A 26,316-nucleotide genomic window follows, 5' to 3' on the forward strand; every position below is an offset into this window, starting at 1 on the left:
ACGCGTGGCCGGCGCGCGGCGATGCGATGACCTGTGGTCCCCGTCGACGGAAACGCGCCACATGGAGGGCGACACCATGTCGCCTCACCACACCACGTCGGTGCCGTGGTGCTGCCCGAACGCCTGGCGCGCCGCACGGCGCCACCGGTTGGCGGGGAGAGTGGGCCGCAGGACGGCCAGCGCACCGCAGTACTTGGTGAACACGGCAGGCCGCACCCGATGCGCGTGCAGCAGCCGGTCCGCCTCGGTGAGGTGTGCGGCGGACTTCGTCTCCACCAGGACCAGGCCGCTACGGCTGCACACGGCGTGCCCGCCCCGCAGGTCGACACAGACCAGACCCGCGTCACAGGTGATGCGCTGCCCGTCGGCCACGAACGTCGCACGGAGGTAGTCCGTGCTGAGGGACGGGTACAGCGAGGTGGGCGCGTCGATCGCGTAGGCACGGTGCAGCGTGTCGGTGAGGAAGGCCCGGCGCGCGCTGTCGAGCGGGGTGTCGGTCCCGGTCAGGGCGCTTCGGTGTTTGACGGTGTCGCCGCGGCGTCCCTTGAGCTTGATCTCGAACTGCCGCTCGCCGCAGTCCTCGTAGACGCGTTCGCGGATCTTGAAGCGGAGCCTGCGACCCTGGCGGTGGTCGTGGAAGGAGCGCAGCCCCGGGGTGTCGTAGTAGACCGAGTGGTAGCGAAAGGCGCGGCGCCCGTCGATGTCCAGGGCCCGGAAGGGCCCGCCGGGATGCCGGGAGTCGGTGAGGAGACCTATCACCCGCAGAAAGGTGGGGGCGGGCACCATGTAGCTGCGGTCGAAGCGGGTGAGCAGCGAGGACCGCTCGTTGAGCTCGGCGAGCGAGATGGGTACGGCCGCGTGGGCCGCCCCGTCGATGGCCCGTACGGCCTCCGGGACCGCCGGTGCGGTCTGCGTGGTCATACGGCGTCCAGCGCGGGCGTGGCCTGCCGCGGAACCTCGGCGGTGACCGTCTGCTCGCCGCCCGGGGCCGGCCCGAATTCCGGTTCGCGGTAGCGGACGTCGACGACCATCAGATCGCGTACGAAGTCGATCTCCATGACGGTCCAGTGCAGGGGCTCGCCCAGCCGCCGGGCGAGGTCGGCCCGCAGGGCAGCGGGGTCGCTGTGCACGGTGTCGAGCGTGATGACGGTGCGCCGGGCCCGTGCGAACAGCCGGGGGTGGTCGGCCGCGTAGACGACCACAAGGAGCACGGCGCTCAACGCGGCGGCCAGGGCGAAACCGAGGTGCGGCAGACCGCAGATGAGGCCGAGGACCAGCGTGGTGAAGTAGTAGGCGACTTCCTCGTGCTGGACGGCGTCCGAGCGGAGCCGGATGATCGACAGCACTCCGAAGAGACCGAAACCCAGCGCCATGCCGCCGCTGCCGCCCACTTCGGCGAGTGCCGCGACGATGGTGAACAGGGCGACGTTCAGGGCGAGATACGCCGGCACGAGGTCGCGGCGCCGGTGCCGCGGATAGTAGATCGCGAACGTGAGCAGGCAGATGGCACTGAGGTCGAGGCCCAGATGGGCGGCGAGGTGACGTAACGAGTCCATGGCTCCGCTCCCTGTGATGTTTACCGGAAGAGATCCAGACTCTAGGAGGCCAGCAGGTGAATGGTCGCCACCTTGTCAGTGAACGCAACGGATCATTGATGTATCAGGGTGGCGATTGTCCAATACCGCACCACGGCTGTCCTGTTCGGCGTACTTGTCACGGTTGCTGAGCCTGAGCGATGGGGCCCTGTGCGCACCCCTGCGGCAGCCCTCAACAGGTCACCGGCGACAGCCCTCAGCAGGTGAGATGCGACAGCCCTCAACAGGTGACATAGGCGGATCGCTATGGCCGCGTTCACTCAAAGGGTCTTGGACGGCGGCGGGTCGGTCCTGTTGTGCTGGGGGGCATGCGAGACAACACGAGACGCCTTGCCTCCCCGCTCCGTTCCCGCCCGAAGTGGCCCGCCGCGCTGCTCGCGCTCGCGGTCCTCACGACCGGTACCGCGGGCACGGTGCAGGCGGCCGAGGCCAGAGACCGGATCTCCGTCAACGCCTCGGCAACCGCGCCGGTGCCGGCTCCGCTCGACGCGCGCGGTGTGCAGGACGAGCTGAAACGCCTTGAAGCGACGCACCACGTACGAATCGGCGCGTACGCCTTCGACACGGTGACCGGTCGGACCCTCAGCTACCGCGGCAATGAGAGCTTTCCGTCGCTGTCCACCTTCAAGGCGATGGAGTGCGCCGCCGTCCTCGACACGGCCCGGCGCTCCGAGCCGGGCCTGCTCGACAGGGTCGTGCACTGGAAGCAGAGCGACGAGGTGCCCAATTCGCCGGTCACGGCGGGGCAGGGCACGATCGGGATGACAGTGGCTCAGCTCTGCCGTGCGGCCATCACCCGGAGCGACAACACGGCGGGCAACCTGCTGCTCGACCGGATCGGCGGGCCCGGCGGCATGACCCGCTACTACCGGTCCCTCGGGGATCCGGTCTCCCGACTGGACCGCCGCGAACCGGAGTTGAACGACTGGAAGCCGGGCGAACGGCGCGACACCACGACCCCCTCGGCCATGGGCCGCGACCTCGGCAAAACCTCCGTCGGAAACGGCCTGGCACCCGCGGACCGGGCTCAGCTCAACACGTGGCTCCGCGCCACCGTCACCGGCGACGAGCGGATCCGGGCCGGGCTGCCCAAGGACTGGACCGTCGGCGACAAGACCGGCACGACCGATGCCTACGGCGCGGCCAACGACATCGCCGTCGCCTGGCCACCTTCGGGGCACCCGGTCGTCATCGCGATCTACACCAACCACCCGACCGCGGACGCCGGGGCCGACAACGAGGCCATCGCCGCCACGACCCGGGCCCTGGTAAGGGGCCTCGGCGTGCCGACGCCCTGAGAGCGGCGCGGCCGGAACCGGCCCGCTTCAGAGTCAACTGGCGTACTCAAAGCCTCTGTTGACGACCGCGTTCCAAACCCGCGGTGGTCACTGCCGTCCACACCTGCCGCGCGAGGGTGTCGGGCGGCAGTGTGCCGTCGACAACCAGGTCGCAGGAGGCCCGCAGCGGCTCGATGTGGCGTTCGTGGGCATCGCGCCGGTGGTTGAGGTAGTTGCGCAGAAGGACATCCAGGGGGAATCCGTCCCGCAGGCATTTGCGCTGGATCTTGCGCGCCAGGCGCAGATCGGCCGCCAGGTCCACGAACACGTCGAAACGGTCGTGCGGCGTCTGCGGGGCGACGCGACGGGCGAACAGGCCGTCGACGATGACGAACGCACCCGTGGCGAGCGCGGCGTCGGCGGCACGGCTCAGGCCCTCGACGTCCATCGAGCGGGGGTCACCGACGTCCAGGCGCGGTGTCCCCGCCTCGTCGGGTGCCCATATGCCGCGTTCCGGTGTGCCGAAGTAGTAGTCGTCGCCGTGCAGGACCTGAACGGAGTCCCGCGGCGCGCAGGCCGCCAGCGCCGCCGCAAGGGTTGTCTTGCCCGCGCCCGCGCCGCCGGTCATGGTCAGGAGCATCCGGACCTCCTCTTACGTATGCGGTTACGTATGCGACGAGGAGGCGAGGATCGCACACGCTCACGGCGACCTCACGGCGACCTCCCGGCGCGTCCCGCCGTGCTGGTGATGCCTGGTTCTGTCAGGGTCGGCCTGGGGCCATCCACCTGGTGGCGCCACCGCACGGCACCCCCTCGCACAAGGAAGTGAGAGCAAGGCATGGAGAAGTTCTCGCTGGAAGCAATCGCCCGCGCTCAGCTGACGGCCGCCCGGGGCGCGGCATCAGGGCGCAGCGCGTCCACCGTGATCGGCGGGCACGAACGCGTACTGCGTCAGACGGTCATGGCCCTGACCGCGGGCAGCACGCACGGCGAACACGGGATCGGGGGTGAGGCGACCGTGCAGGTGTGGTCGGGCCGGATCCGGCTCGCCGCCGGGGCGGACACATGGGAGGGCCGGGACGGCGATCTCATCGTCGTGCCCGCCACGGCACACACCGTCGAGGCACTGGAGGATTCGGCGTTCCTGCTGACGGTGGCGATGGTGTGACGGCGACGGCGACGGCGACGGCGACGGCGACGGCGACGGCTGTGGCGACGGCAATGGCCTGGCGCTGGTCAGGCGATGGCCTGACAGGGCTCAACGTGACGGCCTGATTGCGGGCCGATCGACCGCGGCGGGCTGGACGCCATGTCGACCAAGATGGCCCCACGCGCCGTCCGCAGACTCCACATGTGCCCCGGCCACACCGTGGTGGCGGACTCTTCGGCCGCCACCACGGGCATCGCGAGCGCTCGCAGCGGCGCTACCGGCGTGGGCTCCAGGCGCTACCGGCGCGTGCTCAGCGCATCGCGGTCAGCACGCGCTGGAAGTGGCGGTTGGTCTGGCAGCCGAGGTTCTCGTAGGTGTTGACCTTTGTCGCCGGGTCGGTCTTCAACAGCCGGTACTTGCAGGCTTCTTTGATGTAGCTGCCGTTGATGCCGCCGGGGAAGTCGATTTCCTTGTTCCAGAGGTACGGGGACTGGTACCCGTTGAGGTGCGCTGTGGCGTTCACGTCGATTCCGCCCGGCGCCTCGATCTCGTACACCCACCCCGTCTTCGCCGCGCCGTATGTGGCGAACTTCTGCGCCACCCACTTCTCGCAACTGGTGCTGACGTGCGCGGTGTTCTGGCCGCCGCCCTTGACGATGTACTCGGCGAGCGGGGTGAGCGAGTCGCCTCGCGGAGTGAAGCCTTCGTCGAAGAGCTGCTGCACGTTCTCGCGGGTGTCGCCCCGCCACAGCGTGTTGCTGTCGTCGCGCCACTGCCAGTTCTCGTCCGCCGCGGCATGGTGGACGGCCGGGGCGAGGGACGGATTGGTCGTGGTGCGCCACCAGTCCGTCGGGTGGAACCCGCCGACCGGCCCGCAGGGCGTCGTGTCGGGAGCCGGAGCCTTCGTCGTGGCGGTGCGGTGGACGGTTGCGTCAGCGGGCGCGGCGACGGTCAGGGAAGCGGTGGCAAGAGTGGCGGCGGCCAGGACGCGCAGAGCTGCCTTCAACATGGTGGAACCCATCTGTTGATCAACAGGACGGGCCTTTTTATAACGGTGTACGCACCACGAACTGCGGGGAACGGGTGGGGAGTCACCCCCACGGGCGAACAGTCATACCGCTCTCAGCAGGCCGGTGACCCGCCGCATATCGGCCGTGGGCAAGTCCGAATCGTGACCGCGAAGCCTCCGGGCTCCATTACGGGGCGGCCCTGACCGGTCCCTGACGTCCGCCCGGCGCGTCTCGTTCGCGCGGGCGATGGGTACCAGCCCCTGCCGGGCGGATCCTGGAACGGCAGCACAGGGGGAGCCGACGACGCTGTGACCAGGGGAGCGGCTTGCCCCGGAGATCAAGCAGAGAGCCCATGCAGAGAGAAGAAGGGACCACGATGAACGCCGCCCGGAATCCGCGCCCCACAGCCGTGTCCGAGGAGAGCCTGAACCATCCGCGCAGCCTGACGGCATTCCGCGGCACGAAGCTGCTGGCCGGAGGCTACCTGGCCATCAGCGTGCTCACCCTCGCGGCGATCGCCCTGCTCCGCAACGACACCGCGGAGGTGAACACCGCCGTGTGGGTGCGCGGAAGCATCGTCGTGGCGAGCGCGTTCGTGACGTACCTGTGCGCTGTCCGCGCGGCCCGCGGTTCCCGCTCCGCATATCGCAGGCTCAGGATCATCTCGGCTGTCATGGTGGTAGCCATCGCCGCCATCATCGCGCTGCCCGGCACCTTCCCGATGTGGCTGAAGGTCGAACAGGCGGTCTGCGGACTCGCCTTGATCGCCGTCGCCGCGATCGTCAACGGCAAGCACCTGCGGTCACTGTTCGCCACCGGATGAGCCGGGTGAGCCCGGCTGGGGCCTGAACTCGACCGGTTTCTATACGAGTTGAGCCGGACACTCCATTGACTCGGGCGAGCCCACCGGGCCTGATGCGCGGACGGGTGGGCTGGGCTCAGCGGAACCAAGTTGTTCGCTTGCGCCCCGGGCGTGATCGACATCGCGGAAGTGGCGGGCGTCACACCACCCCTCGTTGACCCTCACATAAGTGTGAGGGTTCGAGGATTCCGTCATGTCGATACGCGAAGCACACACCACAGTTGATCCGCAGGCAACCCTCAAGAGCCAGGAGACGGCGGCGCGGCCGACGGAGCGGAAGTTGCCTCTGCCGTCCCTGTTGGCGCTGGCCATGGCCGTTTTCATCACCAGCCTGACCGAGACCCTTCCTGCCGGGCTGCTACCAGCGATGAGCGCCGACCTGCGCGTCAGCGAATCCGCGGCCGGGCAGACCGTCACCATCTATGCCATCGGTACGGCGCTGACAGCCATCCCACTGACCACGGCGACCGCGGGATGGCGGCGCAAACGGCTGCTGTTGGCCTCCGTGGCGGGGTTCGCCGTAGCCAACACGGTCACCGCCCTCTCGGCTACCTACTCCGTCACGATGGCGGCGCGCTTCGTCGCAGGCGTCGCCGCGGGTCTGGCCTGGGCGCTGCTCGCCGGGTACGCCCGCCGACTGGCCCCGGCGCACCTCCAGGGCAGGGCGATCGCGATTGCCATGGCCGGTATTCCGGTCGCCCTGTCGCTGGGCGTGCCGGCGGGTACCTTCCTCGGCAAGGCGCTCAGCTGGCAGACCGCCTTCCTGGTCATGACCGTGCTCACCGTCGGTCTCCTCGCCTGGATCGGTGTCGCGGTCCCGGACCACCCCGGTCGGCGTGGCGGAGACAGGCCTGCGATGCTCAGTGCGCTCCGCGTCCCCGGCGTCGCCCCGGTCCTGTTCGTCACCCTGGTATTCGTCCTCGCCCACACGATCCTCTACACCTTCATCGCGACCTTCCTCGACGCACTGGGCATGGGCGGCTCCACCGACCTGGTGCTCCTCGTGTTCGGCGCGGCGTCACTCCTGAGCATCTGGGTGGTGGCCGCCCACAGCAACCGCCGACTGCGCGCCCTGACCCTCGCGAGCGTCGTGTTGATCGCGGTGGCGGCCGCTGTCCTGGCCGTGCTGTCCGGCAGTGTGGCCATGGTCTATGTGGCCGTCACTCTCTGGGGGCTGGGCTGGGGTGGCGCCCCCACACTGCTACAGACCGCGGTGGGGGACGCGGGCGGCGACGAACACGGGGACGCCGCTCAGGCCATGCTGGTGACCTTGTGGAACGTGGCGATGGCGGCCGGCGGCATCGTCGGCGGTGTCCTCCTGGATGCCCTGGGTGCCGCCTCCTTCCCCTGGAGCATCCTGGTCCTGCTGGCCCCGGTCCTCGCCGTGGTGCTGGCCGCCCGCACCCACGGTTTCCCCGCCCGGCGCGGAAGCGCCGTCTGACGGTCGTGAGTCCCGGGGCACCACGGATCCTCCGTGGTGCCCCGGAACTCGTGGCATCAGGGGCCGGGCACACCCAGCACCAGGGGCCCCTCGCGCACTGTCACGCGGTGAATCCGATGTGTACGTGGTCGTGGTGGGTGTCGTCGGAGAAGAACTGGTTCGCCGTCGCCCCGCCCGTCAGCTGCACGGGACCCCCGACGTTGTACGAACCGGCCCCGGCTGCGGCCCGCATGAATTCGGTGATCAGCGTGCGTGAGGTCGCCGGGTCCACGACGGGGTGGCCGTCGATGCGCCACACGTCGAAGGCCCGCCCGAGCGGATGGTCGCTGGGACGGTCGGTGCCGAACACGTCCAGCGGGTGTCCGGAGCGTACGACGCTCACCGACAGCCGGTAGCTGCCTGCCAGTTGGAGCATCGCGTTCAGCACACTGTCATGCACGGCGCCGCTGCGGATGTCGGCGGCGGAGGCGGGCGGCAGCTCGATCCGGGACTGGGCGAACACCTCCCGGGCAGCCTCGTCCAGCGGGCGGGCGGGGCCGGGAGCCGCGGGATGCAGGGCGGTGACGCCCCAGCCCGACGAGGTGCGGCTGAGTCGTACGTCGACGGTCGTGCCGCCGGGCCGGACGGTCCTGCCGGTCAGGGTGGGCTGGTCGCACACCACCAGGACGCTCGCGGTGTCGGACAGGATCCCGCCGTACTGCGCGTCGATCACGCGGATGACCGCCGCGTCGGCAGGTGGCAGCAATGAGCCTGCCTGGCCCGCGAGTTGGGCGGCCAGTGCGGAGGGGATGCCCAGTGCGGCGGCCCGGCCCGCCGCCGCGCGTACGCCTGACTGCCCGTTGGGCCACGTGCCGAGCGCCTCGACGAGCTGGACGGCGGCGAGCTTCGCCGCGGGTTGGATCTCGCCCGGCCCCGGCCGCCACCTCACAGCCGTGGGCAACTCCGGTCCGGGACTCGACGACGCGGCGACGGCCGTCGTACGCGAGCCGGTGAAAGACGAAGAGCCCACGGGCGACGGCGGCTTCGCCCCGCTCGTGCAACCGGCAACGGCCCCCATGTACCAGGCCGCAGTGCCCACCAGCAGCGAGCGGCGTGCGAGAGCCCCTGACGGGTGCTGGCGCAGCGGGGGAGGCAGGGCCATGACAGGCTCCTCGGACGCGGGGCTACGGAACGCCGTCAGTATCCGCCCCGCACCCCAGTCCGGCGGTGAACCCCGCCGAGCGCCTGCCCCGATCCATACCCGCACACCCCCGCCGGGCGGTGGAGCCGCCCGAGCCCCCGCCCGGATCCGTACTCGTCCGGCTGGTGGGTGGGGCAGCTCGACATGTCCGGACCCACCATGCGTGAGCCCGCGCACGTGTGAGCCGCGCACGTGTGAGCCCGTGCATGAGGGCGCCCGCGTATGACGGGGCCCCCGCACCGGAGAGGTCCGGTGCGGGGGCTTGGTGCCTGACGTGTGGCCCGCCCACAGGGTTCCGTGGCCGGACTTGGTGCGGCCCGCTACTTCCAGTAGATGCCCTGTCCCTGACCGAGGCTGAAGGGGTCACCCCAGTATTCGGCCGACGCGACCTTCGTCGCGGACGAAGGCGCGAGCGCTACCGCGCAGCCGACCTGCGTCTGGCCGTTGGTGAACCCCTTCGGAAGCGAGTCGTTGGGGCACTTGGCGAACTGGCCTATGACCATCAGGTCCTGAGCCTCGCTGCCGTCGCCGAGCAGGCCCTTCACGTGATCCACCGTCGCGAACGACAGATCGGTGGTGCCGACGTTCTTGACCGAGTAGCGGATGTAGTAGGGCACCTTCCCCTTCACCTGGTCACCCAGCTTGAACTGGGCCAGGTCGCCGACCTGCCCCTGGTCGATCGAGGTGACGGTGAGCGCGATCGTTCCCTTGGTCTTGCCGTAGGTGAACGGGAACTGCGCGGGCTGGCCGATCTTGAAGTTCTGCCCGGCCTTCGCGGTGGCGCCGTCCCCGGCCGGAGCGGGCGCGCTGGGCTGCGCGGACTGGGTGGGCTGGCTGGATCCGCCGGCGGGTGCCTTGGACGCCGCCCCGCCGCCGCTCTGGTCGTCGCTGTTCTGGCAGCCGCTCAGGGCCAGTACCCCGGTGACCGCCAGGCCGATGGCACCGTATGCGGTCCGCCGCACGCCGAAATTGCTCACTGCTCTCCCCCATGTATGACTGTGGACCGTCAAAAGTGATCCCTGTGATGACAGTTCTTAGTGCACGAACGCCGGGTTCCGCCAGGCCCGTGACCGTTTCATGACCCGCCCAGTACGTATACGGGACCTCCCGCTTGTCGCAGGTCAGGCGGGTACCGGTCATGATGGGAGCCGCTGTACCGACCGGAACACGAGGAGTGCCATGGCGCGCGGGGTCCACCAACCGCTGGAGAACGAAGAGTTCGACTTCATCCTTGCGATGGCCAACGGTCCTGTGCTCGCCTACTTCTGCGGGACCTGGCCCAAGGCGGTCAAGGCGTGCAAGGAGATGGACGTGGTCGTGAGCGGGATCGCGCAGGAGTACGCCGGGCGTCTGACGGCCGTCAAGGCCGACATGACCCGGTGCACGCGCGCGGTCCAGCGGTACGGAGTCACCATGGCGCCTTCCCTCGTCCTCATCGAGCGGGGCGGAGCGACGGTGATGGCGGCCGGCCCGATGGACCGGGCCGCGGTGAAGGACTTCCTGGACGCCAACCTCTGAGCCCCCACCGGCCGGGCAGGCCACCGGCATCCGGCTGGTCTTCGGATGGCGTCAGGCCTTGGTCGCCACAGTCACCACCAGCGGTGGGCGCCGCCTTTCGGCGGCCCAGTCGCGGCTGTGCACGTGGTCCGGGTCGGCGATGCCCTCCGCCTCGTCCGGTGTCGGATGGTGCTGTGTGGCCGGCGTGAACCCCGCGCGTTCCAGGATGGCTCGGATCGTCGTGGGCGGCCACGCGTGGTTCTGTGCGGTTTGCCAGGTCCCGTCGGTGCGGCGCAGCCGTACGGTCAGGGGTTGGCCGGGGCCGTAGATGACGCCGGACTCGCCGACGCGCAGGGAGGCGTACTCGATGCCGGCGCACGCCGGGTCCGTGGTCAGCACCGCCAGTGGGGCGCCGCGTCGCAGCAAGCGGTGGATCTCGCCGAACACACCGAGGACGGTCTGTTCGTCGGGCAGCGAGGCGAGGACGTGGTTGCACATCGCCGCGTCCGCACAGGCATCGGGCAGGTCGGCGGCCCGGCCGTCGGTGACCAGGTGGTACTCGGCGCCGGGCGTGGACTGCCGACGGGCCAGGGCAAGCATCTCGGGCGAGGCGTCCACGCCGACGATCCGCACACCGAGCCGCCGGGCGGCCTGGTCGGCGACGCGCCCCGGGCCGCAGCCGAAGTCCAGCAGCACACGGTCCGTGCCGCTCCCTGCGGCCAGCGCCCGGAAGACGAACGGATAGCCGAGCAGCCAGTCGGTCGCCGCGTCCACCGCCGCGAACGCCTCCGCACCCTCGCGCCCGGACCAAGCCCCGCCGGATCCGGACCCCGGCCGCTCGCCTGCTCGGTCCTGTGGCATGGCGTGGTGATCCCGTCTCTCGGATACGTACGCACTACACGCTCCCCATCATCGACGCCGCCCGAGCCGGGCGCACGCTGCCGGACGCTGTGTGTGGAGCGCGCACATGTGGACGTGGGTCAGCTGGTGGGAGCGCATAGAGGCCCGGCCCGGACGGTGAGAGCGCCATGTGGGCCGAACCCGGGCTGCGGTGCCGTGGGGGGTGCGGGATGTACAGGGCTGCGACCTACGGCTGAGACGACGGCGGGGGCAGCCTTTCGATGGCCACCATCGCGGCGTCGTCGCCCAGCGTCCGGGTCGCGGTGTGGGCGAGGAGGCCCTCGCGAAGGTGACGTAACAGGTCGTGGGGACCGGCGCCGCGCCACGCGGTCGCACGTTGTGCCAGGGGGTAGAACCGGCCCGCCTCGTCTCGGGCTTCCAGAACGCCGTCGGTGTAGAGGAGCACGATGTCGCCCCGCTCGAACGGGAAGCCCTGTGCGGTGAGTTGGTCCTCGGTGAGATCGGCGAGCCCCAGCGGCGGGGCGGGATGGTCGACGTCGAGGGACACCGCGCGGTTGCCGCGCAGCAGCAGAGGTGGTGGATGGCCACAACTCACGAGGTGGAGCGTCTGTTCGTGGTCGGGCACGTCGAGCAGGGCCGCGGTGATGAAGGCCTCGCCCCCGGTCTCGTCGTCGGGGGTGGGGGAGTTGGCCAGGTCCGGTGCGACCGCCCGTTCCAGGTAGGTGACCAGACCCGGCAGGTCGGACTCCTGATGGGCGGCGGCCCGGAAGGCGCCGAGGACGAGCGCCGCGTCCCCGACGGCCTCCAGCCCCTTCCCCCGTACATCACCGATGATGAGCCGCGTGCCGTGGGCGGTGCGGGCGGCGGCGTACAGGTCACCGCCGATCTGCGCGTCGGCTTCGGCGGCCAGGTAGACACTGGCGAGCCGCAGCGGGCCGAGCCGCTCGCGCAACGGCCGCAGCACCACCTGTTGGGCGGCCTCCGCGACCCAGCGCAGCTGTACGAGCTCCCGCTCGTGCACCTCCCGCAGATGGGCGAACAGCGTCACGAACACCGAGATCAGGATCAGCGCGATGATCTGGGAGGTGTGGTTGAGGTCGCTGACGCTGCTGCGCACCGCGGCGACGACCACCTGGGCCAGGACGGCGACCGCGCCGATGGCCGCGGTGACCCGGGGGCCCGCGAAGGACGCGGTGACGGCAGGGGCCGTCGCCAGCAGCGGACCGAGGTGCACATCGGGCGGTGCGAGTACGTCGGCCGTCGTGACGAGTGTGATGAGCGCGAACGGCACCGCCAGCAGGGCGGGACGCGGCGCCGGGGAATGATGCCGACTCGCGCTCCGTGGCTGAAGATCCATCGCTCCTGCATACACCGGGCCGCGTCCCCCACCGGCGACGCCTGGCCGAGCGGGAAACGAGGCGCCCGTGCGGCCACCCGCGTGGCTGGAGCCGGACATCTCCCACCCCGCGAGGGACCGCGCCTCCAGCAGGGGAGAGACTGACGACGGTGAAGACTGATCACGCGGGACCCTGAGCGCCCGGAAAGCCGAGCGCCCGGAATGCCGAGCGCCCGGAATGCCGAGCGCCCGGAACGCTGAGCGCGCAGATGTACATGTGTGCGCGGCACACTCCGTGCACCACACCGGAACCGGCGGAGTCGAACCGCGACAACAGCCGGACCGACCGCGGCCGGACAAACGAAGACGGAGAGAGCGAAGCCACATGGACAGGTCACATGACTCCCGCTGGGTGTCCAGCCCCGCGACCCACTGCGATGCCGTAATGACGGAGACCGCCAGGTTCGTGGCCGCCGTCAAGGGAGCGAGCCTCGCGACCCCCGTGCCCAGCTGCCCCGGCTGGACTCTTCTCGACCTGGTACGCCACACCGGAAGCGTGCACCGCTGGTTCTCCACTCTGCTCCAGCAGCGCGTCCAGGAGCCACCCCGTAGCCGCGAGGTGGATTTGGCCCTGCCGTCGGGCGAGGACGGGTACCTCGGCTGGCTGGAGGAGAGCTCGGCGGTGGCGGCCGAAGCGTTCGCCGTCACCGACCCCGATACCCCGATGTGGGTGTGGGGCGTCGATCCGTACGCCAGGTTCTGGATGCGGCGGATGCTGTTCGAGACCTTGGTGCACCGCACCGACGCGGAGACCGCCGTCGGCCTCCGCCCCGAGATCGACCCCGCTCTCGCGGCCGACGGGGTGGACGAGTTCCTGGTCAACCTGCCCTTCGCCGCGCCGTTCGCTCCCAAGACCGCCGAGCTGCGAGGCCAGGGCGAGACGATTCGGTTCCGCTGCACCGACCGAGTCGGCGACTGGCTGATCCGCCTGCGCCCCGACGGCTTCGGACTCGACGAGAACGCCGCGACCGCCGCGGCGGAGCAGGCGAACGCCACCGTCCAGGGCACCGCCGCCGATCTGCTGCTCCTCCTCTACGGGCGCCTGGATCGCAGTACGGCCGCCTTCGAGACCACGGGGGACGCCGAACTGCTCACGCGCTGGTTCACGAACTCCGAGTTCTGAGGACGGGGACGAGGACGACGGTCCTTCCGGGGCACGCCGGCCGCGCCCAGCGGCCAGGCGTGCCCCCGGCCCCCGCGTGAAAGCGACCGAATGCCCGGCCCTCCGTCGCCTCAACTGGGCTATGGCTACTGGGTGTTGATGTGAGTGGCCCCTATGCCCGGGGGCCGTGGGAAGATCCGTCGAACTGTGTGCCGGTGCTGCTCCCACCTGGAGGACGACGATGTACGCGATATCCCTCGGCGACGACGGCGCCGAACTGTGCCCGCTCGAACCGTGGCAGGCCGAGGAGTTCCTCCACCATGTGGACCGGGGACGGGAGTTCATCGGACAGCACAACGGGCTTCCTGACGTCGTGACGGATCTGGAGTCGAGCCGGGCGTTCCTCACGACGTACGCGCAGAGGACCGCGTCCGACACCGGGCGGCTCTACGGGATCCGTTCGGACGGCGAACTGGTCGGCGCCGTCCTGTTCCGGAGGTTCGATGCCGCGCAGGGCGTCGCCGAGGCGGGCTGCTGGCTGGAGCCGGCCGCGGTGGGCCGGGGTCTGGTGACCCGGGCCGTGCGCGCCATGATCGACTGGGCCGTCGAGCACCGGGGCATCCATCGCGTGGAGTGGTGGGTCGCTGCGGAGAACCAGCCCAGCATCGCCGTCGCCCGGCGGCTGGGGATGATCAAGGAAGCCGTGCTGAGGGAGAGCTACCTGTACCGCGGAAAGCGACACGACGAGGAGATCTGGTCAGTGCTCGCACCGCAATGGCGTGCGGCACGCGCGGCGGGCACGCACGCCTGAGCGACTGCCCGGCTCCTCGCCGAGTCGTTGGGGGTGCTTCAGCGGGGGTGGCCGCGGGGGTGGCTCACGAACCACCAGCCGGACACCCTGGCACCCTTGGCTATGGCCTAGTTGTGGCCGAACTTCCGCGGTTGCTTGTGGGACACCTCTGGCGTCGGGCGCCCGGTGTCATGTGGTGTGGCGGACTGTGACTGCTCCCTGACTTCGGTGGTGGTGCTGCGTTCATGGCCGCCGGTGCGGGCTCCCCGGTTCTGGCGGGTCTGCTTCTTGCCCATGGTGGTGGCCTCCTGTCGAGGACATCGGAGGGTGTGCCGAGCCACTACCACGCTCGCACTCATGTACGAAGATCGCATGTCGGTTGGGGCCGTGTGCCCATGGTCTCAGCGGCTGCCGAATGTCCGCCGGTAGGCCTCGGGTGGCAGGCCGGTCACGCGGGTGAAATGGCGGCGCAGGGTGGCGGCCGTACCCATACCGGTGCGCGCCGCGATGTGCTCGATGCTGTCGTGGCCCGACTCCAGCAGTTCCTGCGCCTGCCGCACGCGCTGGCTCAGCAGCCAGCGCAGTGGCGAGGTCCCGGTGACGGCATGGAAGTGCCGGGCCAGGTTGCGACTGCTCATGGCGGCCTGTCGCGCCAAGTCCTCCACGGTCAGCGGCTGGTCGAGGCGGGCCAGCGCCCAGGGGAGCAGATCGGCGAGCGGATGGTCGCGCCCGTGCGTCACGGGCGCCGGGATGAACTGCGCCTGCCCGCCGTCCCGGTGAGGCGGGACGACGAGTGTGCGGGCCAGCGCGTTGGCCACCGTCGCGCCATGGTCGAGGCGGACGATGTGCAGGCACAGGTCCATGCTGGCGGCCTTTCCCGCCGAGGTGAGAATGGTGCCCTGGTCGGTGAAGAGCACCCCGGCATCGACCGTGACCTTCGGATACCGCTCGGCGAGTTCGTCCGCGTGCGCCCAGTGCGTCGTGGCGCGGCGGCCGTCGAGGAGCCCCGCCGCTGCCAGTACGAACGCCCCGGTGCACAGGGACACGATCCGGGCGCCGGCCGCGTGCGCGGCACGTACCGCGTCGATCAACTCGCCAGGCGGCTCCGCCCGGACATCGCGCAGGGACGGCACGATCACCGTGTGCGCGGCGGCAAGCGCGTCCAGACCGTCCGTGGCGTCGGCGCGCAGCCAGTCCCCGACATGGGTGTCCCGGGGACCACACACGCTGAACGAGTACCAGGGGTCGGACAGATGCGGGCGGTCCGTGCCGAACACTTCGCAGGCGGCCGCCGCCTCGAAGAGCATGCATCCCTCGGAGAGCGCCAGAGCCACACTTCTCATGTCCGAAACTGTACGCGCCTCGTCATTCCGGACGCTGGTGAGGCACTCTCGGGGCCTGGATCATGGCGTGCGGAGACATCGTTCACCGCATTCACATCCCAGGAGTCCCCATGTGTTCCGCCCATACCCCCGTCCCCGCGTCCCGCCCTGTTGCCTGGCCCGACGAGCGCGCCGTGGCCGTTGTCGGGGCGTACGGCCACACGGGCCGTTTCGTCGTGGCGGAGCTGCTGCGCCGGGGTGCGGCACCGGTCCTGATCGGACGTGACCGGGCGAAGCTCGACGGGCTTCGTGACCTCGCCCCCGACGCCAGGGTGTGCGTGGCGTCCATCGAGGATCCGGCTTCCCTCGACCGCGCCATCCACGGCGCGGCGGCGGTCGTCAACTGTGCCGGACCGTTCCGCGCGACCGCCCGCCCTGTCGCCGACGCGGCCCTGCGCGCGGGCCTCCCGTACCTGGACGTCGGCGCCGAACAGGCCGTCAGTGCCGCCCTGTTCGACACGTACGGCGACCGGGCGCGCAACGCGGGCGTCGTCATCGCTCCGTCAGTGGCCTTCTACGGAGCCCTTGGCGACCTGCTGGCCACGGCCGCCCTCGGCGCCTGGACGGACGCGGACGAGATCACGCTCGCCTACGGACTCGACAGTTGGCTGCCCACTCTCGGATCCCGGCTCACCGGCAAGAGCAACGCAGGTCAGCACCTCACCTATACGGCAAGCGAGTTGCGCCCCTTCGACTACTCGCCCTCCGTCTTCCCCTGGGACTTCCCGGAGCCGTTCGGCAGACAGGACGCCTCCCCGTTCGCGACAGCCGACCAGGTCAGTCTGTCGCGCCACGTGCGCACTCCCGAGGTGCGGGCCGTGATGAACCTGGCGCCGCTGAAGGACGTGGGCGACCCCGACACCCCGGCGCCCGTCCCTGCCGACGCGAAGGGCCGTTCCGCCCAGACCTTCCTCGTCGAGGCGATCGTGCGCCGCGGCCAGGAGGTGCGCCGCGCGGTCGCGGGCGGCCGGGACATCTACGCGGTGACGGCACCGCTCGTCGTGGAAGCCCTCGCGCGCATCCTCGATGGACGCTGCACGGTGACGGGCGTGGTCGCGGCGGGCGAGGCGTTCGACGCCGCGGACTTCCTGCGGGCACTCACGCCCGACCACTTCGACCGACTCGATCTGCCGACCGGGGAGGGCGGCGCGTCGACGGGCTGAACCGCCGCGGCATGGTGCGGCCCGGGTATGAACTGCCCGACCGGACAAGTGAGTTGGGGTCACATGTGGCCGGGGCGTCACCGGCGACAAGCGGGTTGGGGACACATGTGGCCGGGGGCGTCACCGGCGCTGCGCGTACACCCTGCGCTGTGACGCGCCGTCGTCCATGAGGACCTCCATGACGAGCCGGACTCCGCGGGCCAGGCGGCCCAGCTGCTCCAGTTCCAGCGCGTACATCCTGATGGTGTTCTCGATGACGGACTCGGCCACGCCCAGCGTGGGTAGTTCGGCACGGCTGGTCTGGAGGGCCACGCGCACGGCGCGGATCTCGTGCTGGAGCTGAAGCTGGGCGTGCCGGGCGAGGAGGACGGGGTGGCGGGTCAGCGGGGAGTAGCCGGCGTAGCGGGCCGGCAGCAGGTCGCGCAGCCAACGGGTGGCGGTGCGTTCCCAGTCGCGAGTCCCGGGCGACTTGACCTGGCAGGGCCAGTCCGGGCTGAGCGTGGGTGCGGGGGCCATAGAGGACATTCTCGTCGCTTCCGATGGTGACGAACTCTGATCGAGAGGTGGGGCGGCCTCGGCTCAGGGGTTAGCCGAGGCCGCCACGGGCGTTCCACCGGATCCGACAGCCTGGATCGGACATCCAGCGCAACGTGAGGAGGAGGGAGTCGTCACGCTGGTTGTTCGATCGCAGAGGGACTGGGGTCGCTCTCCTTGGCGTGGGGGGATCGGTGGTCGCCGTCGCTCAGTAAACATATATACCGTTGAGTAAACAAGGGTATGAAAAAATTCATGCGCTGCCGGGCTGTGAAGATCTTGCGGAGCGGCGCGGGCGAATCGGGCCCTAAAGGAAGAAACCGTGCTGGTCGGCGGCCTGCTCGTACTCTTCGAGCCGGGCCTGCGTCCGCTCGGGATCGGCGTCGGCCATCGCCTGGAGAAGGGCCGCGGCGAGCACTCCGGGCGCCGCGTACGAGTCGAACACCAGGCGTGAGCCGGTGCCCGCGGTGAGGGCCACGTCCGCCTCGTCGACGAGCGGACCGAGCGTGGTGTCCGTGATCAGGGCGATGCGCAGCCCCGCGCTGCGGGCTGCCCGCAGCGCGGCCAGCGTCTCCTTGGCGTGCCGGGGCATGGCGAAGGCCAGCACCCAGCTGCCGCCCGCCGAGCGCGACTGGAGCAGCGCGTCGTAGGCGACGCTGCCACCGCGCGTCACCAGCCGCACATCGGGGTGGATGCGCCGGGCGGCGTACGCGAAGTACTCCGCGAGCGACACGGAGATCCGCAGCCCGAGAACGGTCAGGGGCACCGAGCGGGCCAGCTCGCGGCCGATCTCCAGGACCCGGGTGGTGTTGGCGACCAGCCGACGCACGTTCTCCAGGTTCTGGATCTCGGCGTCCACCGCCGCCTGGAGCTCGTTGTGGCGGCTCCCCTCGCGGCCCTCGGGGGAGCCCGCGACGGCGCTCAGGGCGATCGGCTGTAGGACGTCCCGCAGGGCCGGGTAGCCGCTGAAGCCGAGGGAAGCGGCGAAGCGGGTCACCGACGGCTGGCTCACGCCGACCCGCTCGGCGAGTTCGGTGATCGAGAGGAAGGCGGCCTCGGTGAGGTGGTCGATGAGGTACTGGGCGATGCGCCGCTGGCCGGGGGAGAGGCGGTGGCCGTCGAACAGCGCGCGGACCCGGTCCGCCGGCGCGCGCCCATGGTCGGATGGCTGCCCGCTCGGCGTGATCGCGGCCGCCTGGGCTCGTGCCTGCTGCTGCCCCGATGACACCGGCGGGCCTCCTTCTCATGCCACGTGTGCTCAAAACATAGCTCACCCATGTGGCGTCGCGGCCCTGATTCCACCATTGACCTGGTCACTTCCGGTGTGAGGGGCAACCATCTGACAGGTGATCAGCGGGCTCGACCGGGCCCGGGGAGGTAGCGCTGACGTCTGGTCAGCGGGGGGTGCGGCACCATCCGGTGGGCCGCGGGGTCCGGATGGCCGCGGGGCATCGGGGGGGGTATGGCGCTGCGGGGTCGATAAACCCGGAGGGGGTATGGTCGGGCACCGAGGCGTGGACTCGTACGAGATCGAGAGAGGGCGGGCAGTCGTGCACGGCAAGCCGATGCTCCGGAGGGGACTTCCCCGGCTGCTCGTGCTGTGCGCCGTTCTGTTCGGACTGTTCTCCATGCACGGCGCTCCGGCGAACGCTGCCGTGGGCTGCCATGGCGAGGTCGCGGTTCCCACCACCACGCCCGGGAGCACGGGGCCCATGGACATGGGTCCCGCGGCCACGTGGGCCGAGCATCTGGGTTCCCGGGCCACGGCTGTCCTCACTGGGCCGGTCGGTGAGCTCTGTGTCTCCACCCCCGCCCGTGACAGGTTGCCGCTTGCCGCGATGGGTCTGCTCGCGGGGCTCGGTGGGGTGCCTCCGGTCGTACCAGCGCTCGGCGGGTGTCGTACGGCGCTGTGTGGTCCGAAACGGCGCGGGCCTCCACTCGGTGGCAGAGGTCTGCTTCTTCAGGTGTGTATCGCGCGGACGTGACAGGCACGCATCCGGTTCGGCCCTGGCGGCCGCACCGGCCGAGTGCCCTGCCCATTCGCGCGCCGCGGACGCGGCGTGTCCACCTGGAAAGAACCTGCGATGTCCGTCATGTCTGCTTCCCTGTCCTCCTCGGCCCGCCGACGCACGCTCGCCGTTGGCGCCGGCGCCGTTCTCGCCTTGACGCTGGCGGCCTGTGGCTCCTCCGGTACCGCGAAGTCCGCCGACCCGGCCATGCCGGGCATGGACCACGGCCCGACCCGAGCCACGGGCTCCGGAGGTGCCTTCAACGACGCGGACGTGACGTTCGCGCAGCAGATGATCCCGCACCACCAGCAGGCCATCGAGATGGCGAAGCTGGCCGACGGCCGCGCCGCCGATCCCGAGGTGAAGGACCTGGCCGCCGCGATCGAGCGGGCCCAGGACCCGGAAATCAACACGATGAAGACCTGGCTGAAGTCCTGGGGCAAGCCGCTCCCGGCCGCCTCGATGGGGGACATGCCCGGCATGAACCACGGCTCGGGCGGCGCGTCCGGGATGATGTCCGACCAGGACATGAGTGAACTCAAGGCGGCCAACGGCAAGGACTTCGACAGGAAGTTCGCCCAGCTGATGATCGGCCACCACCAGGGCGCGGTCACCATGGCCAAGGGGGAGCAGAAGAACGGCGCGAACACGGACGCCAAGAGGCTCGCGGGCAATGTCATCGCGGCACAGAACGCCGAGATCGAGAAGATGAACAAGATCCTCGACCGGCTGAAGTAGGCGGACGGGGGCTCCGGGCCAGTGCTTCGGCGCCGGCCCGGAACCCTTCCGGCGCACGTTTCCAGGCTCTATGTCCCGGCCAGCTCGTGCACGGTTGCCATGTCGCTGAAGGGGATCAGTTCCTCGCCGACGATCTGGTGGGGTTCACTGCCCTTGCCGGCGATCAGCACCGTGTCGTCCGGGCCCGCCGCGGACAGGGCGAAGCCGATGGCCTCGCGGCGGTCGGCGAACCGTTCGTACGGCGTGCCGGTCGCCGCGAGGCCCGGCGCGATCTGGTCCAGGATGGCGTTCGGGTTTTCGTTGCGGGGGTTGTCCGAGGTGAGGACGCACAGATCGGAGTGGGTTCCGGCGATGGTCCCCATGTCGGCTCGCTTGGTGGTGTCCCGGTCCCCACCACATCCGAAGACGGTGATGACCCGGCCGCGCGCGAAACCGCGAATGGTGGTGAGCACTTTGTCGAGAGAGTCGGGCGAGTGGGCGTAATCCACGATCACCGAGGTGCCGCGCGAGGTCTGGAACCTTTCGAAGCGGCCCGGGACGGGAGGCATCCGGTCCAACGCGGCCACCAGTGGGCCCAGTTCGTGGCCCAGAACGTGGCACGCCGCGATGGTGGCCAGCGCGTTGGACACCGAGTACCGGCCCGGGACGGGGATGGCGGCCGGGTACTTGCGGCCGCCGTGATGCAGGGTGAACCGGGTGCCGTGCGCGTCCACAGAGAGGTCGGTGGCCCGGTAGTCTGCCGGGGCGTCCAGGGCATACGTGGTCACCCGGCCCGGCATCATCGCCTGGATACCGCTGCCCACGGCATCGTCGGCGTTGACCACCGCATGTTGACAAAGGCCCTGAAACAGGCGGAGTTTGGCGTCCCGGTAGTTCGCCATGGTGCCGTGGTCGTCCAGGTGATCCTGCGTCAGATTGGTGAAGACCCCCACGTCGATGAACGTGGCGTCGACCCGGTGGGTAAGCAGGGCCATGGACGTGGCCTCAAGGACCACACTGTCGGCCCCCCGGTCGCGCATGCGGCCCAGCAGGTACTGGAGGTCCGGCGACTCCGGCGTGGTCAGCACCGAGCGCGGCATAGGGATGGGCTCGTCACCGATCCGGTTGCCGGCGGTGCCGATGACCCCGACCTTGGCCCCTTCGGAGAGCCGCAGCGCCGATTCGACCATGTACGACACCGAGGTCTTCCCATTGGTGCCGGTGATGGCGACCATGTTCATGGCCCGCCCAGGCTCGCCGAAGTACCGGGAGGCGACGACCGCCGCTGCCTTCCTGGCGTCCGGCACCCGCACGGCGCACGCGCCCGACGACGCCCACACCGACTCCGGAATCATTGGTGCACCGCCCTCGACGAGTACGGCCGCGGCGCCGCGTGCGAGGGCCGGTGCCACTGCGGCGGGACCTCCTTCGCGGTGGCCGGGTACGGCGATGAACAGCGAATGCGGGGTCACCCGGTGGGCGTCGAAGGTCATCGCCGCGGTGATCAATGTCTTGTCCGGGTTGCCCAGGAGGACCTGGTGCTCCTGGCCTGCGAGCAGCTCGCTCAGCTTCACAATGATCCCTTCGAGGTGGCTCGGCCCACTCGCGCGGCCTCGCCAGGCGGCAGCGCCGGCGGTGCGCCGGAAGCTGCGGTGGTGATGTAGAGCAGATGTCGCGGATGCGCGGTGGTGCGGGGAGCCGGTGGTCGGGCAGTCCCGAAGATCCCGACGTGGGGGCTCAGTCCTCAAAATCCCGAAGGAGACCTGTCGTGCCCTGGGACGGGCATCGAGCAAGGAACCTCGTTCTGGGCAGGGTCGGCGGGGCTAATCGCTAACCGTGGCCGTGCAACGCCAAACGGCCCGCCTCGGGGGCCGCGGCGTCAGCCACATCGGTCCGGCACACATATGCCGAACGCAGAGCGTATGGGCCCGGCACCTGGGCGGCCCGCTGCCGGCCCTGCCTCTCGCCACATGTACGCCCCATGCAGCGAGTGTACGTGCGCCCCAGCGGGCCCAGACCCGCAGCGAGCCGGCGGGCGGGCGGACTGTGCGGCACACACTCGGGGACGGGCCCTACTCCGCCCTGATTCCCGGCGCCGACCACAGATGCTCCAAGGTGTCGACCACGAGCCGGCACACCGTGTCCGGGTCCGCGCTCGCCAGGGGCTCGCGCGCGACGACCGTGCGCATCAGGCCGATGCCGAGCAGCCAGGCCATGGCCAGATCCGCACGCAGCGCGCCGTCCTCGGCCCCGGACAGTGCGGCCAGCGCGCTCTGGTACTGCTCGCCGAGCTCCCGCAGGGTCCCGGCCGCCTCGTCTCCCCGGCCGATGGAGCGCAGATAGACCTCAAGCGAGCGGTCGCCCGTACCCGCGGCGCTGTTGGTGAGCATCGAGCGCAGCGCGGTCTCGAAGAGCTCCTCGGGCGGCGTCGCGCGCAGTTGTTCAAGGCCGCCCCGGGCGATGACCTCGGTGAGCAGACCCTGCTTGGACCCGAAGTAGCGGAACAGCAACGCCTGGTTGGCCCCGGCCCGTTCGGCGATGTCGCGGACGGTCGCCCCTTCGTAGCCACGCTCCGCGAACAGGTCACGGGCGGCTTCGAGCAGTCGCTGCCGGGTGGCTCCGGCGTCCCGGCGGCGCTCGACGGCCTGCGGATCGGGGGCTTCTTCCATGCGGACGGTCCTCTCAGACGGCCCGTCAGGATAACGGCCGCTATGCGCCGTTGACCTCACCAACGGCCGGTCCTACGGTTGTAAGCAGCTGCTTACATCCGGGAGGCCGCAGTGACGACAGCCGACATCACCCCCCTCGCCTACCCCTTCAACACCTCCGACGGGCTCCAGCTGGCCGACGAGTACGAGCGCGTACGGGAACAGCCCGGCCTGTTACGGGTCCAGCTGCCGTACGGCGAGCCCGCCTGGCTCGTCACCCGCTACGCCGACGCGCGGCTCGTCCTCGGCGATCCGCGTTTCAGCCGGGCCGAGGGCCTCCTGCACGACGAGCCCCGGCAGTCGGAGGGTCGGCGCGACAGCGGGATCCTCAGCATGGACCCGCCGGACCACACCCGGCTGCGCTCACTGGTGGCGCGGGCGTTCACCGTCCGCCAGGTCGAGAAGCTCCGGCCCCAGGTGCGCGAACTCACCGCGAGTCTGCTGGACGACCTGGAGGCCGCCGGGCCGCCCGCCGACCTCGTGGACCGCTATGCACTGCCCCTCCCCGTGGCGGTGATCTGCCGACTGCTCGGTGTGCCCGCCGCCGACCGGCCCCGCTTCCGGGTGTGGAGCGACGCCGCCCTTTCGACCAGCTCCCTCACCGCCGCCGAGTTCGACGCCAACCGCGAGGAACTCCGGGCCTACATGGGCGAGTTGATCGACCGTCACCGCCAGGACCCGCAGGATGACCTGATGACCGCCCTCATCGAGGCCCGCGACGGCGGGGACCGGCTCTCGGAGCTCGAACTGATCGACCTCTGCGTGGCCGTGCTGGTCGCCGGGCACGAGACGACGGCCTCCCAGATCCCGAACTTCGTCCTCACGCTGCTCGACCACCCCGACCAGCTCGCCCGGCTCAGGGCCCGGCCCGACCTCATCGCGAACGCGGTGGAGGAACTGCTGCGCTTCGTCCCGCTGGGCAGCGGTGCCGGTCAGCCCAGGTACGCCACCGAGGACGTCGAGGTCGGCGGCACCCTGGTGCGGGCCGGCGCCCCGGTCCTGGTCGCCACCGGCGCCGCCAACCGCGACGCGCTGCGGTTCTCCGCGCCCGGTGTGCTCGACATCGCCCGTGAAGGAAACCAGCACCTCGGATTCGGCCACGGAGTCCACCACTGTCTGGGTGCACCGCTGGCCCGGCTGGAACTCCAGGAAGCCCTGAGCGCGCTCATCACCCGCTTCCCGGGGCTGAAGGCGGCCGGTGACGTGACCTGGAAGTCGCAGATGCTGGTCCGGGGCCCGCGCATCATGCCGGTCGCGTGGTGAGCGCCATGACCTGGACCGTACGCGTGGATCCACAGCTCTGCCTGGCGTCCGGCATGTGCGCCGGAGCGGCCCCCGAGGTCTTCGCTCTGAACGCCGAACACGCCGAAGCGCTTCAGGAAGGGGTCGAGCCGGACAAGCGGATCCTCGACATCGCCGACGCCTGCCCCGCGCAGGCGATCACCGTGTCCGACGGCACCCGTGTGATCGGCCCTCGCCGCGACTGACCGGCGCTCCGGCTGGGGCGAACCTCCGCAGGCAGCCGCGGTTTGCCCCAGCCGGTACGGGGGTGCTGGGAAAGCCGCCTGAGTGTGTGAGCGAGGAGCAAGGTAGCCCGAGGCCGGGGTGGCGCGCCTACTCGAACCGTGCGGGGTCGCCCGCTCCTCGGCGTACGATCTCCAGCTCGCCGCCCGAGAAGTCGATGACCGTGGTCGGCTCGGTGCCGCAGTCGCCCGAGTCGAGCACGGCGTCCACCACGTGGTCCAGGCGCTCCTTGATCTCCCAGCCCTGCGTCATCGGCTCGTCCTCGTCGGGCAGGAGCAGGGTGCTGGAAAGCAGCGGTTCGCCGAGGTCGGCGAGCAGGGCCTGAGCCACGGCGTGGTCGGGGATCCGGACGCCGACCGTCTTCTTCTTCTGGTGCAGCAACTGGCGCGGGACCTCCTTCGTCGCCGGCAGGATGAACGTGTACCGGCCGGGAGTCGCCGCCTTGATGGCGCGGAACACGTCGTTGTCGATCTGCACGAACTGACCCAGCTGCGCGAAGTTCTGGCACACCAGGGTGAAGTGGTGGCGATCGTCCAGGTTCCGGATCGACCGGATCCGGTTGATCCCGTCCCGGCTGCCCAGCTGGCACCCCAAGGCGTAGCAGGAGTCCGTCGGGTACGCGACGAGCGCGCCGGAACGGATGCTGTCGGCCACACTGCTGATGGTGCGCCGCTGAGGATTCTCGGGGTGAACGTCGAAGTACTTTGCCATTCGCCGAGTCTACGGTCCGCGGGATGGCCCGGCCGGTTGGAAGGTTCCGGCGGGTGTGGTGGGGGCGGATGAGTGTCGCCTTGAGGGGGCGGGTCGGCCCGCCCCCTCAAGGGTGTTGGCGGGGGCCGATCACCCGGGCGTGCCGGTGCGCAGGCCGCGCACGAGCTCGCGGGGTAGCCCGTGGGTGTCGTGGAGGTAGGTGTAGTCCTCGTCGGTGAGCGGGGCCGAGAAGCGGGGCTGGGACAGGACGCGGCGGCCGCGCTGGAGGAGTTGGGTGAAGCGCCGCTCCTCGTCGAGGAGTATGTCCCGGATCCGGCCGGTGCGACCCGGCAGACCGAAGTGGTCCAGAGTGTGCTGGATCAGTTCCTCGGGCAGGTCGGCAAGGGCGCGGGAGGGATCGTCGCGCCACAGGGTGGTCAGCACCCGGCGCACCAGACGCCGCAGGACGTACCCGCGCCCGGTGTTGGACGGCAGGACGCCCTCACCGATCACGACGGCGCTGGAGCGCAGATGGTCGCAGACCAACCGCAGTTGCCGCTGGTCCAGGTGCCAGAGCGGAGGAACCGACCGCATCCACGGCTCGAACAGATCGGTCTCGAAGACCGATTTCTTGCCCTGAAGGATGGCGGAGAGCCGTTCCAGCCCGAGCCCGGTGTCGACGTTGGGCCGGGGTAGCAGATCGAGGGAGCCGTCGTCGTGGCGGCGGTAGCGCAACATCACGTGGTTCCACACCTCCACCCACCGGTCGTCGTTGGTGGGTGTGGACCGCGGCGGTGTGTCCCCGGTCCACATGAAGATCTCGGAGTCGGGCCCGCACGGACCGGTGGGTCCGTTGGACCACCAGTTCTCGTCGGTGGTCAGCTCGACCGGGACCCCGAGCTCCTCCCAGGTGCGCAGCGAGCCGGTGTCGGGGCCGGAGTGTTCGTCGCCGCCGAAGACGGTGGCGTGCAGTAGCCCCGGATCGATGCCGAAGCCGTTGACAAGCAGATCGTGGCCCCAGCCCAGGCTGCGCGGCCCTTCGTAGTCGCCCAGGGACCAGGTGCCGAGCATCTCGAAGACCGTCAGGTGTGTGTCGTCGCCCACCTCGTCGAGATCGGTGGTGCGCAGACAGCGCTGGATGTTGACCAGACGCCGGCCCAGCGGATGGGGGCGGCCCTCCAGATAGGGGGTGAGCGGATGCATGCCGGAGGTGGTGAACAGTACGGGGTCACCGGGCGGCGGCAGCAGGGACGACCCGGCGAGGTGCCGGTGCCCCCGCTCCTGGAAGTACTCCACGAAGGTGCGGACGATGTGTTCGGTGTTCATGACGACGGGTCCTTTGCTGCGGAGGCAGCCGGAAAGGGACCGCGAGCACGGGACGCGAACAGGGATCCGACAGTCCACCGGCGGGCCGTTTCCGGTCGCCGG

The 26,316-nt window shown here is 70.4% G+C and carries 26 protein-coding genes; 11 read left to right on the forward strand and 15 right to left on the reverse strand.

Going from position 1 to position 26,316, the window contains the following annotated elements:
• Positions 1–84: 84 nt before the first annotated feature.
• Both OG522_RS33225 and OG522_RS33230 read right to left on the reverse strand, forming a co-directional pair.
• Positions 85–921, reverse strand: a complete 837-nt coding sequence (locus OG522_RS33225; protein ID WP_329466748.1) for a polyphosphate polymerase domain-containing protein — start codon at positions 919–921, stop codon at positions 85–87.
• Positions 918–1,556 carry a DUF4956 domain-containing protein gene (locus OG522_RS33230; RefSeq protein ID WP_329466749.1) on the reverse strand — a complete coding sequence of 213 codons (639 nt, stop codon included), beginning with the start codon at positions 1,554–1,556 and terminating at the stop codon, positions 918–920. Before OG522_RS33230 ends, OG522_RS33225 begins: the two co-directional genes overlap by 4 nt.
• Before the next feature lie 347 nt (positions 1,557–1,903).
• Here OG522_RS33230 and bla point away from each other — a divergent pair, with 347 nt between their 5' ends.
• The gene (bla, locus tag OG522_RS33235) at positions 1,904–2,893 is read left to right on the forward strand and encodes a class A beta-lactamase (protein ID WP_329466750.1); all 990 of its coding nucleotides are present in this window, start codon (positions 1,904–1,906) and stop codon (positions 2,891–2,893) included.
• 46 nt (positions 2,894–2,939) lie between these two features.
• Here the strand turns inward: bla and OG522_RS33240 are convergent, their stop codons facing one another.
• Complete coding sequence (locus OG522_RS33240) at positions 2,940–3,512, reverse strand: uridine kinase family protein (RefSeq protein WP_329466751.1); 573 nt, start codon at positions 3,510–3,512, stop codon at positions 2,940–2,942.
• 198 nt (positions 3,513–3,710) lie between these two features.
• On the opposite strand from OG522_RS33240, the gene OG522_RS33245 reads away from it, so the two are divergent.
• Positions 3,711–4,040 (forward strand): LuxR family transcriptional regulator, encoded by a 330-nt coding sequence (locus OG522_RS33245; RefSeq protein WP_329466752.1) that lies wholly within the window; start codon positions 3,711–3,713, stop codon positions 4,038–4,040.
• A gap of 292 nt (positions 4,041–4,332) precedes the next feature.
• Here the strand turns inward: OG522_RS33245 and OG522_RS33250 are convergent, their stop codons facing one another.
• A complete protein-coding gene (locus OG522_RS33250; RefSeq protein ID WP_329466753.1) occupies positions 4,333–5,031 on the reverse strand; it encodes a scabin-related ADP-ribosyltransferase in 699 nt (232 codons plus the stop codon).
• Positions 5,032–5,384: 353 nt separating this feature from the next.
• Between OG522_RS33250 and OG522_RS33255 the strand changes: the two genes are divergently transcribed.
• Positions 5,385–5,855, forward strand: coding sequence for a hypothetical protein (locus OG522_RS33255; protein WP_329466754.1), 471 nt, complete (start codon positions 5,385–5,387; stop codon positions 5,853–5,855).
• A 349-nt stretch (positions 5,856–6,204) separates the two neighbouring features.
• Positions 6,205–7,335, forward strand: a complete 1,131-nt coding sequence (locus tag OG522_RS33260; protein WP_329467832.1) for an MFS transporter — start codon at positions 6,205–6,207, stop codon at positions 7,333–7,335.
• Positions 7,336–7,435: 100 nt separating this feature from the next.
• Here OG522_RS33260 and OG522_RS33265 read toward each other — a convergent pair whose 3' ends face one another.
• Positions 7,436–8,476: a hypothetical protein gene (locus tag OG522_RS33265; RefSeq protein ID WP_329466755.1), complete on the reverse strand. Its 1,041-nt coding sequence runs from the start codon at positions 8,474–8,476 to the stop codon at positions 7,436–7,438.
• A gap of 359 nt (positions 8,477–8,835) precedes the next feature.
• Positions 8,836–9,492, reverse strand: a complete 657-nt coding sequence (locus tag OG522_RS33270; protein WP_329466756.1) for a hypothetical protein — start codon at positions 9,490–9,492, stop codon at positions 8,836–8,838.
• 202 nt (positions 9,493–9,694) lie between these two features.
• Between OG522_RS33270 and OG522_RS33275 the strand changes: the two genes are divergently transcribed.
• Complete coding sequence (locus tag OG522_RS33275) at positions 9,695–10,033, forward strand: thioredoxin family protein (protein ID WP_329466757.1); 339 nt, start codon at positions 9,695–9,697, stop codon at positions 10,031–10,033.
• Between the two features lie 51 nt (positions 10,034–10,084).
• Here OG522_RS33275 and OG522_RS33280 read toward each other — a convergent pair whose 3' ends face one another.
• Together OG522_RS33280 and OG522_RS33285 are read right to left on the reverse strand one after the other, a co-directional pair.
• Entirely contained in the window at positions 10,085–10,873 is a 789-nt protein-coding gene (locus OG522_RS33280) for a class I SAM-dependent methyltransferase (RefSeq protein WP_329466758.1), read from the reverse strand.
• 226 nt (positions 10,874–11,099) lie between these two features.
• Complete coding sequence (locus tag OG522_RS33285) at positions 11,100–12,230, reverse strand: PP2C family protein-serine/threonine phosphatase (RefSeq protein WP_329466759.1); 1,131 nt, start codon at positions 12,228–12,230, stop codon at positions 11,100–11,102.
• A gap of 424 nt (positions 12,231–12,654) precedes the next feature.
• Here OG522_RS33285 and OG522_RS33290 point away from each other — a divergent pair, with 424 nt between their 5' ends.
• Together OG522_RS33290 and OG522_RS33295 are read left to right on the forward strand one after the other, a co-directional pair.
• Positions 12,655–13,392: a maleylpyruvate isomerase family mycothiol-dependent enzyme gene (locus OG522_RS33290; RefSeq protein ID WP_329466760.1), complete on the forward strand. Its 738-nt coding sequence runs from the start codon at positions 12,655–12,657 to the stop codon at positions 13,390–13,392.
• Positions 13,393–13,612: 220 nt separating this feature from the next.
• Positions 13,613–14,182, forward strand: coding sequence for a GNAT family N-acetyltransferase (locus OG522_RS33295; RefSeq protein ID WP_329466761.1), 570 nt, complete (start codon positions 13,613–13,615; stop codon positions 14,180–14,182).
• A 380-nt stretch (positions 14,183–14,562) separates the two neighbouring features.
• Here the strand turns inward: OG522_RS33295 and OG522_RS33300 are convergent, their stop codons facing one another.
• Positions 14,563–15,504, reverse strand: coding sequence for a helix-turn-helix domain-containing protein (locus OG522_RS33300; protein WP_329466762.1), 942 nt, complete (start codon positions 15,502–15,504; stop codon positions 14,563–14,565).
• Between the two features lie 110 nt (positions 15,505–15,614).
• Between OG522_RS33300 and OG522_RS33305 the strand changes: the two genes are divergently transcribed.
• Positions 15,615–16,706 (forward strand): saccharopine dehydrogenase family protein, encoded by a 1,092-nt coding sequence (locus tag OG522_RS33305; RefSeq protein ID WP_329466763.1) that lies wholly within the window; start codon positions 15,615–15,617, stop codon positions 16,704–16,706.
• 120 nt (positions 16,707–16,826) lie between these two features.
• Here the strand turns inward: OG522_RS33305 and OG522_RS33310 are convergent, their stop codons facing one another.
• Positions 16,827–17,222, reverse strand: a complete 396-nt coding sequence (locus tag OG522_RS33310; RefSeq protein WP_329466764.1) for a hypothetical protein — start codon at positions 17,220–17,222, stop codon at positions 16,827–16,829.
• A 325-nt stretch (positions 17,223–17,547) separates the two neighbouring features.
• Complete coding sequence (locus OG522_RS33315; protein ID WP_329466765.1) at positions 17,548–18,468, reverse strand: MurR/RpiR family transcriptional regulator; 921 nt, start codon at positions 18,466–18,468, stop codon at positions 17,548–17,550.
• Positions 18,469–19,333: 865 nt separating this feature from the next.
• Here OG522_RS33315 and OG522_RS33320 point away from each other — a divergent pair.
• Positions 19,334–19,987: a DUF305 domain-containing protein gene (locus OG522_RS33320; RefSeq protein ID WP_329466766.1), complete on the forward strand. Its 654-nt coding sequence runs from the start codon at positions 19,334–19,336 to the stop codon at positions 19,985–19,987.
• A 68-nt stretch (positions 19,988–20,055) separates the two neighbouring features.
• Here OG522_RS33320 and OG522_RS33325 read toward each other — a convergent pair whose 3' ends face one another.
• Complete coding sequence (locus OG522_RS33325) at positions 20,056–21,540, reverse strand: UDP-N-acetylmuramoyl-L-alanyl-D-glutamate--2,6-diaminopimelate ligase (RefSeq protein WP_329466767.1); 1,485 nt, start codon at positions 21,538–21,540, stop codon at positions 20,056–20,058.
• 498 nt (positions 21,541–22,038) lie between these two features.
• Positions 22,039–22,635 carry a TetR/AcrR family transcriptional regulator gene (locus OG522_RS33330; protein ID WP_329466768.1) on the reverse strand — a complete coding sequence of 199 codons (597 nt, stop codon included), beginning with the start codon at positions 22,633–22,635 and terminating at the stop codon, positions 22,039–22,041.
• Positions 22,636–22,746: 111 nt separating this feature from the next.
• Between OG522_RS33330 and OG522_RS33335 the strand changes: the two genes are divergently transcribed.
• Positions 22,747–23,937: a cytochrome P450 gene (locus OG522_RS33335; protein WP_329466769.1), complete on the forward strand. Its 1,191-nt coding sequence runs from the start codon at positions 22,747–22,749 to the stop codon at positions 23,935–23,937.
• A gap of 5 nt (positions 23,938–23,942) precedes the next feature.
• The gene (locus tag OG522_RS33340) at positions 23,943–24,161 is read left to right on the forward strand and encodes a ferredoxin (RefSeq protein ID WP_329466770.1); all 219 of its coding nucleotides are present in this window, start codon (positions 23,943–23,945) and stop codon (positions 24,159–24,161) included.
• A gap of 127 nt (positions 24,162–24,288) precedes the next feature.
• Here the strand turns inward: OG522_RS33340 and OG522_RS33345 are convergent, their stop codons facing one another.
• On the reverse strand, positions 24,289–24,909 hold the full coding sequence (locus tag OG522_RS33345; RefSeq protein ID WP_329466771.1) for an L-threonylcarbamoyladenylate synthase: 621 nt from the start codon (positions 24,907–24,909) through the stop codon (positions 24,289–24,291).
• A 129-nt stretch (positions 24,910–25,038) separates the two neighbouring features.
• The gene (locus OG522_RS33350) at positions 25,039–26,214 is read right to left on the reverse strand and encodes an alanine--tRNA ligase-related protein (protein ID WP_329466772.1); all 1,176 of its coding nucleotides are present in this window, start codon (positions 26,212–26,214) and stop codon (positions 25,039–25,041) included.
• Between the last annotated feature and the right edge of the window lie 102 nt (positions 26,215–26,316).

This window comes from Streptomyces sp. NBC_01431 (genome assembly GCF_036231355.1).
Classification (GTDB): Bacteria; Actinomycetota; Actinomycetes; order Streptomycetales; family Streptomycetaceae; genus Streptomyces.

Excerpts from the sequence above, each read along its gene's own strand:
- OG522_RS33225 (WP_329466748.1), bottom strand. The coding sequence starts at position 921 with ATGACCACGCAGACCGCACCGGCGGTCCCGGAGGCCGTACGGGCCATC.
- OG522_RS33230 (WP_329466749.1), bottom strand. The coding sequence starts at position 1,556 with ATGGACTCGTTACGTCACCTCGCCGCCCATCTGGGCCTCGACCTCAGT.
- bla (WP_329466750.1), top strand. The coding sequence starts at position 1,904 with ATGCGAGACAACACGAGACGCCTTGCCTCCCCGCTCCGTTCCCGCCCG.
- OG522_RS33240 (WP_329466751.1), bottom strand. The coding sequence starts at position 3,512 with ATGCTCCTGACCATGACCGGCGGCGCGGGCGCGGGCAAGACAACCCTT.
- OG522_RS33245 (WP_329466752.1), top strand. The coding sequence starts at position 3,711 with ATGGAGAAGTTCTCGCTGGAAGCAATCGCCCGCGCTCAGCTGACGGCC.
- OG522_RS33250 (WP_329466753.1), bottom strand. The coding sequence starts at position 5,031 with ATGTTGAAGGCAGCTCTGCGCGTCCTGGCCGCCGCCACTCTTGCCACC.
- OG522_RS33255 (WP_329466754.1), top strand. The coding sequence starts at position 5,385 with ATGCAGAGAGAAGAAGGGACCACGATGAACGCCGCCCGGAATCCGCGC.
- OG522_RS33260 (WP_329467832.1), top strand. The coding sequence starts at position 6,205 with ATGGCCGTTTTCATCACCAGCCTGACCGAGACCCTTCCTGCCGGGCTG.
- OG522_RS33265 (WP_329466755.1), bottom strand. The coding sequence starts at position 8,476 with ATGGCCCTGCCTCCCCCGCTGCGCCAGCACCCGTCAGGGGCTCTCGCA.
- OG522_RS33275 (WP_329466757.1), top strand. The coding sequence starts at position 9,695 with ATGGCGCGCGGGGTCCACCAACCGCTGGAGAACGAAGAGTTCGACTTC.
- OG522_RS33280 (WP_329466758.1), bottom strand. The coding sequence starts at position 10,873 with ATGCCACAGGACCGAGCAGGCGAGCGGCCGGGGTCCGGATCCGGCGGG.
- OG522_RS33285 (WP_329466759.1), bottom strand. The coding sequence starts at position 12,230 with ATGGATCTTCAGCCACGGAGCGCGAGTCGGCATCATTCCCCGGCGCCG.
- OG522_RS33290 (WP_329466760.1), top strand. The coding sequence starts at position 12,655 with ATGACGGAGACCGCCAGGTTCGTGGCCGCCGTCAAGGGAGCGAGCCTC.
- OG522_RS33295 (WP_329466761.1), top strand. The coding sequence starts at position 13,613 with ATGTACGCGATATCCCTCGGCGACGACGGCGCCGAACTGTGCCCGCTC.
- OG522_RS33300 (WP_329466762.1), bottom strand. The coding sequence starts at position 15,504 with ATGAGAAGTGTGGCTCTGGCGCTCTCCGAGGGATGCATGCTCTTCGAG.
- OG522_RS33305 (WP_329466763.1), top strand. The coding sequence starts at position 15,615 with ATGTGTTCCGCCCATACCCCCGTCCCCGCGTCCCGCCCTGTTGCCTGG.
- OG522_RS33310 (WP_329466764.1), bottom strand. The coding sequence starts at position 17,222 with ATGGCCCCCGCACCCACGCTCAGCCCGGACTGGCCCTGCCAGGTCAAG.
- OG522_RS33320 (WP_329466766.1), top strand. The coding sequence starts at position 19,334 with ATGTCTGCTTCCCTGTCCTCCTCGGCCCGCCGACGCACGCTCGCCGTT.
- OG522_RS33330 (WP_329466768.1), bottom strand. The coding sequence starts at position 22,635 with ATGGAAGAAGCCCCCGATCCGCAGGCCGTCGAGCGCCGCCGGGACGCC.
- OG522_RS33340 (WP_329466770.1), top strand. The coding sequence starts at position 23,943 with ATGACCTGGACCGTACGCGTGGATCCACAGCTCTGCCTGGCGTCCGGC.
- OG522_RS33345 (WP_329466771.1), bottom strand. The coding sequence starts at position 24,909 with ATGGCAAAGTACTTCGACGTTCACCCCGAGAATCCTCAGCGGCGCACC.
- OG522_RS33350 (WP_329466772.1), bottom strand. The coding sequence starts at position 26,214 with ATGAACACCGAACACATCGTCCGCACCTTCGTGGAGTACTTCCAGGAG.